Below are 12,788 nucleotides of genomic sequence, written 5' to 3' on the forward strand. Positions count from 1 at the left end.
GGCGGCCCGGCCGGTGATCCATACTCGGCGGTCCTCCACGGGGCCTGGCCGGCCGCGCGACAATCCGGCCATGACGGTGGAGTTTCTGGGTATGCGGCGGCACATGCGCCTGGGTGTGCTCGATGTCGGGTCGAATACGGTCAATCTGGTGGTGGCCGACGCGGAGTCGGGGCTGCCGCTGCCGGTCCACACGTGGGAGCGGCGGCCGCGGCTGGCGCACCGGCTGCCGGCCGACGGCACGATCGGCGACGAGGCGATGCGGCGCCTGATCGACGCGGTGGGCGAGGCGGCCGGTGAGGCCCGCCGTGCCGGGGTGAACCGGATGTTCGCCTACACCACGGCGGTGGTCCGGGACGCGCCCAACCGCGACGAGGCGCTGGTCGCGGTCGAGAAGGCGACCGGCGTACGCCTCGGCACGCTCTCCGGCGTCGAGGACGCCCGGCTCACCTTCCTGGCCGCCCGGCGCTGGCTGGGCTGGCAGGCCGGCCCGATGCTGATGGTCGACATCGGCGGCGGCTGCCTCGAGGTGGCGTTCGGCCGGGACCGGCTGCCCGAGTCGGCGATGTCCCTGCCGCTCGGCGCCGGCCGGCTGACCCGCGAGTTCCTCCGCGACGGCGATCCGCCCTCGCCGCGGGCCGTCGAACGGCTGCGGCGGCATGTGCGGGACCGGTTCGCCGAGGTCGCCGCCCGTACCTCCTGGGAGTCGCCGCGGACTTCGGTGGCCGCCTCGAAGACCTTCCAGCAGTTGGCCCGGCTGACCGGGGCGCCGCCGCTGCGGCTCGGCCCGTTCGTGCCGCGCGAGCTGACGGCCCGGGCGCTGCGGCCCTGGATCAAGCGGCTGGCCGCGATGCCCAGCCCGAAACGGGCCCGGCTGCCCGGTGTGTCGCCGCACCGGGCCCGGCAGATTCTGGCCGGGGCCATCGTGGCGCACGAGGTGATGCGCCGGCTCGGCGTCGAGTCGCTGCGGATCTGCCCGTGGGGCCTGCGCGAGGGCATCCTGCTGCGCGAACTGGAGGCCCGGCAGGTTCCGCTGGGCAACGCCGCCTGGGTGCCCTGGGACTGAGAACGTCACGCCGGATCGAAACGGGATGTCCCCTATCGGTCGAACATTCGTCCTAGACTCCCCAGGGTGATGTGACGCGCACCATCATGCGTCTATGGGTCGACAGGAGGGGAGTGGAACGTGAGCGGTGTTCGATTGCTGGTCGGGACACGTAAGGGACTGTTCATCCTGACCTCGGACGGCAAGCGCGAGGACTGGAAGGTGGACGGCCCGCACTTCGCCGGATGGGAGATCTACCACGCCAACGGCTCGCCGGTGGACACCGACCGGCTCTACGTGTCGCAGTCCGGCGGCTGGTTCGGCCAGATCATCCAGCGCTCCGACGACGGCGGCGCCAACTGGGAGACGGTGGACAACGACTTCACCTACGCCGGCGACGTCGGAGACCATCTCTGGTACGACGGGACCCCGCGCCCGTGGGAGTTCAAACGGGTCTGGCACCTGGAGCCGTCCCGCACCGACCCGGACACGGTGTATGCCGGGGTCGAGGACGCCGCCCTCTACAAGAGCACCGACGGCGGCCAGAAATGGGTGGAGCTCACCGGCCTGCGTACCCATCCGTCGGCACCCAAGTGGCAGCCCGGCGCCGGCGGCATGTGCCTGCACACGATCCTGCTGGACCCGGTGAACCCGGACCGCATCTACGTGGCGATCTCGGCGGCCGGCGTGTTCCGCAGCGACGACGGCGGCGAGACCTGGCAGCCGGTCAACCGGGGATTGCAGAGCAACATGGAGCTGCCCGACCCGGACGCCGAGGTGGGCCACTGCGTGCACCGGCTCGCCATGCACCCGTCCCGCCCGGACACGCTGTTCATGCAGAAGCACTGGGACGTGATGCGCAGCGACGACGCCGGCGCCAACTGGCGTGAGGTGAGCGGGGACCTGCCGACCGACTTCGGCTTCCCGATCGCGGTGCACGCCCACGAGCCGGAGACGATCTACGTGGTGCCGATCACCAGCGACCAGCAGCACTTCGTGATGGACGGCCGGCTGCGCGTCTACCGCAGCCGGACCGGGGGCGAGCGGTGGGAGGCCCTCACCGCCGGCCTGCCCCAGGAGAACTGCTACGTCAACGTGCTCCGTGACGCGATGGCGGTCGACACGCTCGACTCCTGCGGCATCTACTTCGGCACCAGCGGCGGCCAGGTGTACGCCTCCGCCGACAGCGGCGACACGTGGCGCGCCGTCGTCCGCGACCTGCCTCCGGTGCTCTCCGTGGAAGTGCAGGTGCTGCCGTGATCCGTGTCGTCCTCCCGCCGCACCTGCGCAATCTCGCGCACGTGACCGGGGAGGTGCGGGTCGAGGTGCCCGGGGAGGTGACCCAGCGGCACGTCCTCGACGCGGTCGAGGAGCGTTATCCGATGCTGCGCGGCACCATGCGGGACCGGGCCACCGGCAAGCGGAGGGCGCTGGTGCGCTTCTTCGCCTGCGAGGAGGACCTGTCCAACGAGTCGCCGGACGATCCGCTGCCGGACCGGGTGGTCAAGGGTGAGGAGCCGTTCATGGTGGTCGGCGCGATGGCCGGCGGCTGACCCGGCCCCCGGCCTGCCGGGATCGTCGATGCTGGTGGCGGCATACGATCGGGGGCATGGCCAGGCGTACCGGGGAGGCGACCCGCGAGGAGATCCGTAACGCGGCGACCCGTCTCTTCCGGGAGCGTGGCTTCGCCCGCACGTCGGTGCGCGACATCGCGGCGCAGGCCGCCACCAACCCGGCGCTGGTGATCCGGCACTTCGGGACCAAGGAGCTGCTGTTCCTGGACACCATGCACCTGACCATCGACGACGAGCCGCTGCTCGACGTCCCGCTGGAGCGGTTCGGTGAGCGGTTCGTCGAGGTGCTGCTCGCCGACGACGACATCCGCGGCGTCTACCTGGCACTGGTGCACGGCAGCAACGAGCAGCGGATCCAGGCCCGCCTCCAGGACATCCACGAGCGCACCTTCGTCGAGCCCGTCCGGGCCCGCCTCACCGGCCCGGACGCCGACATCCGGGCACGTCTGGCCGCCGCGGTGGTCGGCGGTCTGCTCTACGCCCTCTGGGTGGTGGAGGACGAGCATCTGGTGACCGCCGACCGGCCGGTCCTGGTGGCGCGCTACGGCGCGCTGTTGCAGCAGGCCCTGACCCCGCGCGGGTGACCGGCTACTGCACGGACCAGCCGCCGTCGGACGGCAGGACCACGCCGTTGAGGTTCACCCCGTCGTCGCTGAGCAGGAAGGTGATCGACGCGGCCAGGTGCTCGGCCATCGCCACGCCCGGGATGAGCTGGAGGAACGGGCCGGTCCGCCCGCGCCCGAACTCCGAGGTGTTCACCGGGGCCATGCCGGTGGCCACCCCGCCGGGCGCCACCGCGTTGGTCCGGATGCCCTGCTGCCCGTACATGAACGCGGTGTTCTTGGTGATGCCGACGACCGCGTGCTTGGACGCCGTGTAGGCGACGCCCGCGGCGTTGCCGCGCAGCGCCGCCTCGGAGGCGACGTTGACGATCGCGCCGCGCCCGGCGGAGAGCATGGCCGGCAGAACCGCGCGGGTGAGGCGGAAGACACCGTCCACGTTGACCGCGAAGACCTTCTCCCAGACGGCGTCGGCTGTTTCGTGGGCCGGGCTGAAGTCGTCGACCACACCGGCGATGTTGGCCAGGCCGTCGATGCGGTCGCCGGCGGCGGCCACGATCCGCTCGATGTCGCCCGACCGGGTGATGTCCCCGGCGACCGCGACGAACGACTCGCCCAGCTCGGCCTCGGCCTCCTTGAGCTTCTCGGCGGTGATGTCGACGCCGATGACCCGGCCGCCCTCGCGGACGATGCGGGACGCGGTGGCCCGCCCGATGCCGGAGGCGGCGCCGGTCACGATGACCGTCCTGCCGTCGAACCGGCCGGCGGTGATCCGCTCCTGCCAGCCGGCGCTCTCGCCGGACTCGACCGGGGCGACGCCGCCGTTGACCTGGAGCACCAGGTCGTCGATCACCGACTGCGGCATCTTGCCCTGGCTGAGGGCGACCAGCTGCTGGAGCGGGATTCCGCGGACCGGCGCGAGCGAGGAGGCGTCGGCGCCGCCCGCCGCGAGCAGCTCGCCCAGAGCCGGGCCGCCCACCGGGTGGTCGAGCCATTCACCGACGGTGTTCGCCGCGGTCAGGGGCTTCGGCGCGGTCGTCATAGGGTGGTTTCCCTTCGGTCGGGGGGAGCGGGGGCGGAAGTCAACTTAGTTTACTTCGGCTCGCCCGGCGAGCGCGGACCAGGAGCGATCCGACAGGGCGAAACACGCTACGGTCCACCAATGGGACTGCTGGACAGGTTCGCCGGTTCGCCGCGGCGCCGTTTCGCCCAGCTCGCTCTCCGGGTGGCCCGGCGTACCCCCGGCGTGGAGCGTGCGGTCTACCAGCCGGACGACTTCGCCATCGCGATCCACCGGACCGGTGCGACCGGACCGGCCCACCTCTACCTCTCCAACGTCTTCCGGGAGACCGCGGGCGCCTCCCCGGCGGAACGCCGCCAGCAGCTCGAGCGCCTCATCCGGCTGATCGCGCCGCTTCCGGAAGAGGATTGGGAGGCGGTACGCGCAAAGCTGCGCCCGGTGTTGCGCCCGGTGACGTTCGGCGCGGCCGGGCCGACCGGGATGCGCCCGCCGCTGTCCCGCCCGGCCATGCCGCACCTGCGCGAGCTCGTCGTGATCGATACCCCGGAGGCGATGGCGTACGTGTCGCCGGATCGCCTGGAGACGTGGGGCGTACCGGTCGACGAGGTGTTCGCGGTGGCCCGGGAGAACCTGGCCGTCATCGCCCGCGGAGCCCTGGACCGGCCGTGGCGCGACGGCACGGCGATCAGCATCCTCGACGACGGCGACGGCTACTTCACCTCGCTGCTGCTGTCGCCGGGTTGGCTGTCCGAGGTGGGGGAGCGGATGGGCGGCCCGGCCCTGGCGTTCGTGCCGGACAGCAACACCCTGCTGGTCACCCCACTGCCGGACACCGGGGCGGAGCAGATCTACGCCGCCGTCGAGCACTCCTTCGGCGAGGCGGTCCGCTACCTCTCCCCGGTCGGCTACGTGGCCGGGCCGGACGGGCGGTCGGTGCCGTACGCTCCGCCGCCCGGGCATCCGCACCACCGGCCGGCCCGCCGCGCCGACGCGGTGCTGGCGCTGACCGAGTACTCGAACCAGACCGAATGGCTCGCCGACCAGTACGCGAAAGCCGGCGTCGACGTGCACGTGGGCAGCCTGATCGCGGTCGAGCCGTCCGGCGGCGGCCCGGTCGAGACCATCGCCACCTGGACCGACGGCGTCAGCACGCTGCTGCCCCGCGCCGACTCGGTGGCGTTCGCCCGGGCCGGCGACGGCATCGACTTCCGGGTGCCGTGGCGGATCGCCGAACTGGAGGCCGGCCTGTGCCCGGAGCCGCTGCTCGCCCCGGCCCGCTACCGGGTCGAGACGTGGCCGTCCGCCGACGTGCTGGACGGGATGCGCCGGCACCGTCTCGACTGAGCATCCTCAGGTTGCCGATCCCGCACGGCGAGGCGCACGGTGGTCGAGGGAGACTGCACCCCGAAGGGGTGCCGCGATGGGGAGGGTCCGATGACAGCCTTCGACGAGGAAGAGGCCCGTCTTCGGGTGGGGCCACCGGCCGATCACGTGGCCGGTCTCCAGGCGGTCCGGCTGAGCCTCGCCAACGCCGTACGCAAGATGGGTGTGCGCAAGACGGTGCGCAACCTGCGCACCCTGAACCAGCACGACGGCGTCGACTGCATGAGCTGCGCCTGGCCGGACCCGCAGGGCCGCCGGCACACCGCCGAGTTCTGTGAGAACGGGGCGAAGGCGGTCTCCTGGGAGGGCCAGCGGGACACCGTCGGGCCGGAGTTCTTCGCCGCGCACGGACTCGCCGACCTGGCCGGGCGGACCGATCACTGGCTGGAGAAGCAGGGCCGGCTCACCCACCCGATGGTGCGCCGCGACGGCGGCACCCACTACGAGCCGATCTCCTGGGACGACGCGTTCACCCTGATCGGCTCGTTCCTGAAAGACCTGGACAGCCCGGACGAGGCGGCCTTCTACACCTCCGGGCGGGCCAGCAACGAGGCGGCGTTCGTCTACCAGCTGCTGGCCCGGGCGCTCGGCACCAACAACCTGCCGGACTGCTCCAACATGTGCCACGAGTCGACCGGCACCGCCCTGATGCGTACCATCGGCATGGGCAAGGGCTCGGTCACCCTGGAGGACCTGCACCAGGCCGACCTGATCGTGGTCTCCGGGCAGAACCCGGGCACCAACCACCCGCGCATGCTCACCGCGCTGGAGATCGCCAAACGGGACGGCGCGAAGATCCTGGCGATCAACCCGCTGCCGGAGGCCGGGCTGATCCGCTTCGACAACCCGCAGAACGTGCGCGGCCTGGTCGGCGCCGGCACCCCGCTGGCCGACCGGCTGCTGCGGATCCGCTCCAACGGCGACCTGGCGCTCTGGCAGGCCATCGGCCACCTGCTGCTCCTGAAAGGTGTCGCCGACCGGGAGTTCATCGCGTCGTCCACGGTCGGGTTCGACGCCTGGGCCGAGCACGTCGCCGCCGTGGACCGGGACACCGTGCTCGCCGCGACCGGGCTGAGCTGGGACGAGATCGAGGCCGCCGCCGACATGCTGGCCTCCGCGAAACGGATCGTGCACTGCTGGGCGATGGGCATCACCCAGCACCGCAACGCCGTCGCCACGATCAAGGAGTTCGTCAACGTCGCCCTGCTCCAGGGCATGATCGGCAAACCGGGGGCCGGGCTCTGCCCGGTGCGCGGGCACTCCAACGTGCAGGGCGACCGGAGCATGGGCATCTGGGAGAAGCCGCCCGCGGTGTTCCTGGACCGGCTGCGCGACGAGTTCGGCTTCGAGCCGCCGCGTGCCCACGGCCACGACGCCGTCGACACGGTGCGCGCCTTCCGGGACGGCCGGGCGAAGGTGTTCATCGCCCTGGGCGGCAACTTCGTCGGCGCCATGTCGGACACCGAGGTGACCGCGGCCGCGATGCGCGACGCGGCGCTGACCGTGCAGATCTCCACGAAACTCAACCGCAGCCACGTCGAGGCCGGGCGGACCGCGCTGATCCTGCCGACGCTCGGGCGTACCGAGCAGGACCTGACCGGCGGCCGGGTGCAGCGGGTCACCGTGGAGGACTCGATGTCGGCGGTGCACGCGTCCCGGGGGCGGTCCGCGCCGGTGGGGCCGCTGCTGCGCTCCGAGGTGGACATCGTCTGCGGCATCGCGGCCGCCGCCCTCGGCGACCGGCACGGCATCCCGTGGGCCGGGTTCGCCGCCGACTACGAACAGATCCGGGAGCGGATCGGGCGAGTGGTGCCGGGCTGCGACGACTACGCCGCGAAGATCCGTGACGGCGGGTTCACGATGCCGCACCCGCCGCGGGACTCACGGACCTTCCCGACAGCCGAGGGGAAGGCGGTCTTCACGGTCAGCCCGGTCGAGGTGATGACCGTGCCGGAGGGCCGGCTCGTACTTCAGACGCTGCGCAGCCACGACCAGTTCAACACCACGATCTACGGGCTGGACGACCGGTACCGGGGGATCAGCCAGGGCCGCCGGGTGGTGTTCATCAGCGACGCCGACCTCACCGAGCTGGGATTCGCCGACGGTGACGTGGTGGACCTGGTCTCCGAGTGGGCCGACGGCGCGGAGCGGCGGGCCGAGCGGTTCCGGCTGGTCGCCTACGACACCCCCAAGGGCTGCGTGGCCGCCTACTACCCGGAGACCAACCCGCTGGTCCCGCTCGACTCGCAGGCCGAGGAGAGCGGGACGCCCACGTCGAAATGGGTGCAGGTCCGTCTGGAACGGATCCGGACCTAGACGTTGTCGGTGGTGGCCGGGGCGCTCTCGAAGATCCCGGCCAGGGTCTCCACCCCGCCACCCCAGGCGGCCGCCAGGACGGCGGCGACCACGGCCATCGCCTGGAGCGCGTGCGCGGCCCCGCGGCCGGTCATCGCCCGCGTCAGGTTGCGGCCCACGGCGCGCGGCAGCGTACGCCGCAGGTAGTCCTTCTCCGCGCCGAGCTCCTGGTCCTTCGGCATCAGGCCGGCCATCTGCACCTTGCCGCGGCCCTCGGCGTAGCAGCGCCGGATCAGGAACCCGAACGTCGACCGGTCGGCCGGCACCTCGTGGTCGATGGTGGCGTGCGGCACGTACATCCACCGGCCGCCGGCCGCCGCGCTCATCCGCAGGCACAGTTCGGTGTCCTCGGGCCGGTTCTGGTCGCCCAGCTTGCCGAACCCGGTACGGAAGCCGCCGACCGCCAGGAACGCGTCCCGCCGCACGATCATGTTCGCGGACCAGACGTTGCGGATCGGCGCGGTCCTCGTCGGCATCCCGGTGTAGGAGACCCCGACCGCCCAGAGCAGCTCGTCCGGCATCCACGCCGGGCGGGGTCCGGCCCAGGCCGGGATGATGCCGCCGCCGGTGCCGACCACCGACGGGTCGGCGGACGGCGTCAACTGGTGCGCCAGCCACTCGGGGCTGGCCACGGTGTCGTCGTCGAGGAACGCGATGAACGGCGTACGGGTGTGGAAGGCCCCGGTGTTGCGGTTGCCGGACGCGCCCCGCGCGTACGCGTTCTCCAGCACGGTCACCCCGGAGAACGTGAGCTTCACCCGGTTCGCCATCTCCGGGTTGTGGTCGACGACCACCACGATCTCGGCCGCCGGGTGCGTCTGCGTCTGGGCGGAGGTGATCGTACGGGTGAGCGACGCCCACCGCTTCTCACTGTGTGTCGGGATGACGATGCTGACGTCGGAACTGCTGTTGTGCTCCAAGCCGTTTGCTCCTGGGCGACGGCGCATGACGCGGTGGGGGGCGCGATTTGCGTTACGGGTGCGGACAAGGGGGAAAGGGATCCGGGGCGCAGACGGGGCCTCGGAATGCAGCATCCTACGCGTAAAAGGCGAACCAATTACGCGTTGGTGACGAGGGTGGTCGAGGTGATGTCCAGCACCCCGCAGGGCCGGTGGCAGGAGCTTTCCCGAGAATCCTGTGGTGAGCCTGTGGATTCGGGAAACCCGCGTCGACGGCGATGTGAGCCCGGTCGCTCCCCGTCCGGACGGGGAGCGAGCGAAATAGGATGATCACCCATGGTGGTGGCGGAAACGGGTGCGGCTGAGCGCATAGTCGCGTGGGCGGAAGCCCGGCGCCCGCCGATCGTGGACCGGCGGATCCTCGCGATAGAAGGCCGTTCCGGATCAGGCAAGACCACCCTCGCGGCGGCCCTCGCCGACCGAACGGGGGCGCCGACCATCCACATGGATGATCTCTACACCGGATGGGACGGGCTCCGCCCCGGCGTCACGGCCCTGCGCGAGTGGATCCTCGAACCGCTCGCCGCCGGAGAGCCTGCCGTGTGGCGGCGCTGGGACTGGACCGCCGGCGCCTACGCGGAGGAACACCGGGTGCCGCCGGGCGGGTGGCTGATCGTCGAAGGGGTCGGCACGGGGGCGCGGGTGCTCACCCCGTACCTCATCGGTCTGGTCTGGCTGGAGTGCCCCACCGCGGAGCGCAAGCGGCGCGCGCTCGCCCGGGACGGCGCCACCTATGCCCCGCACTGGGACCGGTGGGCCGCGCAGGAGGCCGCCTTCCACACGGCCGAGCAGGTCCGCGCCCGAGCGGACCTGCTCATCGAGACGTGCTGACTCACTCCTTCATGGCGTACTCGTCCAGGCGGGGGTCGTCGGCGGGGAGCTGGCGCAGGCCGGCCAGCAGGGCGCGGACGGCGGCCGGGTCGCCGTGGACCTCGGTGTCGGCCCAACTGCCCGGTTGTGCCTCGTAGGAGAGGCTCGACTTCCAGTTGATCAAGGGGTGGCCGTTCAGGGACTCCAGCCGTAGGCCGGTCTTCAGATCCGCGGCGAGCGGCTCCAGCCGGCCGCTGCGGACGTTGACGATCCAGTCGCCGTGGCCGTCGGTGAGGGTGATGTACCAGTCCTCGGTGGGGGTCTCCGCCGGGTAGCGCGGTCCGGTCCGCTGGTGCAGCACCCGCAACCGGGGGGCCTGCTCGCCGGACCAGACGACCTGGTCGCCGTCGGTGCGGACGGCGGACATGATCTTGCGGGCCTGGTCCAGGGGGTAGCCCGAGACGGTCGCCTGCCAGTACTTTCCGCGCTCGTCGGGCCACACCCAGGAGATCGAGTCCCGCCATTCGTAGCGCACGGCCGGGCGGCCGTTGAGGGTGTCGTCGGAGCGGACCGGCTTCGGGTTCACCTCGACGCCGTCCTCCTCGTAGGAGATCCGGTCGACCGGGCCGTTCACCCACAGGCCGCCCCGCATCACGCCCTCCTCGTCGAGGTCGGCGGCCATCAGCGACGGGACGGTGCACGCGGCCGGCCAGGTGGAGGAGCGGGCGAACACGTTCACCAGCCGCCAGCCGTCCGGGATCACGGTGGGGAACAGTCGCACCCTCGCCTTGTCGGGGCGGATCGGGTCGGCGTACCCCTCGATGGTGGATCCGCAGCTCAGCGAGCCGTCCATGGCGATGGCCGCGGAGATCAGGGGGTCCGGCTCGGGTGACCACAGGCGGGTCCCGGCGACCGTCACCACCACGGCGGCGGTGGTCAGCCCGGCCAGTACGGCCAGGCGGCGGCCGTGGCGGCGTGGCGCGGAGCTGACGGCGACCGAGTGCCGCCGGTGGTCGACGGCGGCGCGGATCGCGGCGAGCCGCTCGGCGTCACCGGGTTCGGCATCCGGCGCCGGGTTCGCCGCGAGCAGGGCGGACGGCAGATCGTTGCGGTTCATCGCAGGCCTCCCGGAACGGTGGCGGGCAGAAGGGCCGGGCCGGACTCCCCGGCCAGGTCGGTCATGACGGTCTTCAGGCGGCGGCGGGCACGATGCAGGCGTACGGCCAGCGCGCCCCGGGAACATCCGAGCGCGGCCGCCGCCTCGGGCCGGGTCAATCCGTCCCAGGCGAGCAGCATCAGCAGTTCCCGGTCGTCGGCGGGCAGCCGGTCCAGGGCCCGCCCGACCAGGCCGGACGGATCCCCGGTGCTGGGCCGGGGCTGGGCGGCGAGCCGGTCGTGCAGGGCCTCGCGCCGCTGCTCGGACCGGCGCACGTTGGCGCTCACCCGCCGGGCCACCCCGAACAGCCAGGGCCGGGTCGCCTCCGGGATCTCGCGGAGCCGCCGCCACGCCACCACGAACGTCTCGGCGACCACCTCGTCGGCCTGGTCGCCGTCGACCCGGCGGCGCGCGTAGGCCAGCACGGCCGCGGCGTGGTCGCGCCACAGCCGGTCGAATCTCTCCTCGTCGGGCGCGTCGTCGCCCACTCCTGCCTCCCCGGTCGTCGATGGCTCTCACCACCGAAGGTGTCCGGCAGGCGGCGAGAGATTACCGGCGTTCCAGCAACGTGATGCCGAGCAGCGGGTAGCTCCATCGCCGGGCGATCCGGTAGCCGTCGGCGATCCGGTCCCGTTTCGCGGCCGTCATGTCCTGCAACGGGTCGGCCGGGCTGTCCACCCGGATCACCCAGATGCGGTCGGGGGCGCCGAGGCAGGCGGCATCCGGGCACTCCCGGGCCGCAAGGCGCCCGGTCAGCCGCTGGCCGGTGGTGGCGAGCACGTCCGGTGGGCGTGGGGTAGGCAGGTAGCGCTGGTAGAGGTCGCGGGGCGCCCAGGCGATGCTGTAGTGCGCGTCGGGGAAGACGGCCACGTCGCCGGGCCGGTAGAGGGGGCGGATCACCGCGGCGATGCGGGCGGAGTCCTGGCCGTGGCCGGCCGGTTCGCGGATGTCGAGCTGGGCCGGGTAGCCGAGGAATGCGGCGAGCGCCACGACGGCGGCGAGATGCGCGCGGGAAAGACTCCAGGTCGCGAGCACCACCAGGGCGGGGACGGTGATCAGCACATACCGGGCCACCCAGACCGGGGTGAGCAGTCCGGCCGCGAGCAGGAGCACGATCGGGACGAAACCGGCGCCTGCCAGGGCTTTCCCGGTGCTCGAACCGAGGATCGCGAGTCCCAGGATCAGGCCGCCGACCACGGCCGAGGCGAACAGTTGCTGCGGGAGATTGCGTACGGTCTGCGCGCCGACCAGGGTGATCCAGGAGATCTGCGCGGACTGTCCGGCGGCCGACAGGCAGAGGGCCAGCGCCGGAAGGCTCCCGGCCAGCGCGGCGGGCGGCCACAGCCGAGGCAGGCGCCACCCGGCCAGGGCGTGCCCGGCGATCATGAGCAGGCCGCTGAGCGGATGGCACAGGCCGGTCGCCGCGACGGCCGCCGCATAGAGCGCGGCCCGCCCGGCCGTCGGCCGCTCCAGGAGGCGGACCAGCGCCAGCAGAGCGAGCGCCGCGCCGAGCATGGCGAGCGCGTAGGGCCGGGCCTCCTGCGCGTACCGGGAGGTCACCGGCAGGACCGCGAAGAGCAGCCCGGCGCCGAGCCCGGCCGTGTCCCCGCCGGCCCGGCGGCCGAGCGCCACCACCACCAGGGTGGTAAGGATCATGGCGAGCAGTGAGGGGAGGCGCAGGGCCGTCGTGCCGGTTCCGGCAATCACGGCAAAGGCTTTCAAACCCGCATAGTACGGCGTGAGCACCACGTCAACCGCATCGGCGAGCCGCCACAGCCGCTCCCAGCTCAGCCGGACCGCTCCCCAGGTGGCCAGCTCGTCCGCCCAGAGCGCCGCCCCGGTCAGCCGCCAGCCGCCGAGCACCGCCGTGACCACCGCCGGAAGGGCCCACACCAGCGGGGTCGTCACGCGTTTCACCGGACGACCCT

At 72.5% G+C, this 12,788-nt stretch carries 12 protein-coding genes; 7 read left to right on the forward strand and 5 right to left on the reverse strand.

Annotated features, from left to right (window positions below; translation table 11 throughout):
* Positions 1-70: 70 nt before the first annotated feature.
* The 4 genes from IEZ13_RS06445 to IEZ13_RS06460 all read left to right on the forward strand — a co-directional run bounded on the left by IEZ13_RS06445 (position 71) and on the right by IEZ13_RS06460 (position 3,200).
* Positions 71-1,063, forward strand: coding sequence for a Ppx/GppA family phosphatase (locus tag IEZ13_RS06445; protein ID WP_229794493.1), 993 nt, complete (start codon positions 71-73; stop codon positions 1,061-1,063).
* 120 nt (positions 1,064-1,183) lie between these two features.
* Positions 1,184-2,302 (forward strand): WD40/YVTN/BNR-like repeat-containing protein, encoded by a 1,119-nt coding sequence (locus tag IEZ13_RS06450; protein WP_183217766.1) that lies wholly within the window; start codon positions 1,184-1,186, stop codon positions 2,300-2,302.
* Positions 2,299-2,595 carry a MoaD/ThiS family protein gene (locus tag IEZ13_RS06455; protein WP_183217768.1) on the forward strand — a complete coding sequence of 99 codons (297 nt, stop codon included), beginning with the start codon at positions 2,299-2,301 and terminating at the stop codon, positions 2,593-2,595. Before IEZ13_RS06450 ends, IEZ13_RS06455 begins: the two co-directional genes overlap by 4 nt.
* A gap of 56 nt (positions 2,596-2,651) precedes the next feature.
* A complete protein-coding gene (locus IEZ13_RS06460; protein ID WP_183217770.1) occupies positions 2,652-3,200 on the forward strand; it encodes a TetR/AcrR family transcriptional regulator in 549 nt (182 codons plus the stop codon).
* Between the two features lie 4 nt (positions 3,201-3,204).
* On the opposite strand, the gene IEZ13_RS06465 is transcribed toward IEZ13_RS06460, so the two are convergent.
* Entirely contained in the window at positions 3,205-4,218 is a 1,014-nt protein-coding gene (locus tag IEZ13_RS06465) for an SDR family NAD(P)-dependent oxidoreductase (protein WP_183217772.1), read from the reverse strand.
* A 120-nt stretch (positions 4,219-4,338) separates the two neighbouring features.
* Here IEZ13_RS06465 and IEZ13_RS06470 point away from each other — a divergent pair, with 120 nt between their 5' ends.
* Together IEZ13_RS06470 and IEZ13_RS06475 are read left to right on the forward strand one after the other, a co-directional pair.
* Positions 4,339-5,541, forward strand: a complete 1,203-nt coding sequence (locus IEZ13_RS06470; RefSeq protein ID WP_183217774.1) for a DUF1444 domain-containing protein — start codon at positions 4,339-4,341, stop codon at positions 5,539-5,541.
* 90 nt (positions 5,542-5,631) lie between these two features.
* Entirely contained in the window at positions 5,632-7,896 is a 2,265-nt protein-coding gene (locus tag IEZ13_RS06475) for an FdhF/YdeP family oxidoreductase (protein ID WP_183217776.1), read from the forward strand.
* Here IEZ13_RS06475 and IEZ13_RS06480 read toward each other — a convergent pair.
* On the reverse strand, positions 7,893-8,855 hold the full coding sequence (locus IEZ13_RS06480) for a glycosyltransferase family 2 protein (RefSeq protein ID WP_183217778.1): 963 nt from the start codon (positions 8,853-8,855) through the stop codon (positions 7,893-7,895). The genes IEZ13_RS06475 and IEZ13_RS06480 overlap by 4 nt on opposite strands.
* A gap of 315 nt (positions 8,856-9,170) precedes the next feature.
* Between IEZ13_RS06480 and IEZ13_RS06485 the strand changes: the two genes are divergently transcribed.
* The gene (locus IEZ13_RS06485; RefSeq protein WP_203833674.1) at positions 9,171-9,725 is read left to right on the forward strand and encodes a nucleoside/nucleotide kinase family protein; all 555 of its coding nucleotides are present in this window, start codon (positions 9,171-9,173) and stop codon (positions 9,723-9,725) included.
* Between the two features lies 1 nt (position 9,726).
* Here the strand turns inward: IEZ13_RS06485 and IEZ13_RS06490 are convergent, their stop codons facing one another.
* From IEZ13_RS06490 to IEZ13_RS06500, 3 genes are all read right to left on the reverse strand, one after another.
* Positions 9,727-10,821: a hypothetical protein gene (locus tag IEZ13_RS06490; RefSeq protein WP_183217780.1), complete on the reverse strand. Its 1,095-nt coding sequence runs from the start codon at positions 10,819-10,821 to the stop codon at positions 9,727-9,729.
* Positions 10,818-11,348, reverse strand: coding sequence for an RNA polymerase sigma factor (locus tag IEZ13_RS06495; RefSeq protein WP_183217782.1), 531 nt, complete (start codon positions 11,346-11,348; stop codon positions 10,818-10,820). Before IEZ13_RS06495 ends, IEZ13_RS06490 begins: the two co-directional genes overlap by 4 nt.
* A 61-nt stretch (positions 11,349-11,409) precedes the next feature.
* Positions 11,410-12,777 (reverse strand): glycosyltransferase family 39 protein, encoded by a 1,368-nt coding sequence (locus tag IEZ13_RS06500; protein WP_183217784.1) that lies wholly within the window; start codon positions 12,775-12,777, stop codon positions 11,410-11,412.
* Positions 12,778-12,788 lie beyond the last annotated feature (11 nt).

This window comes from Actinoplanes campanulatus (genome assembly GCF_014647795.1).
Classification (GTDB): domain Bacteria; phylum Actinomycetota; class Actinomycetes; order Mycobacteriales; family Micromonosporaceae; genus Actinoplanes; species Actinoplanes campanulatus.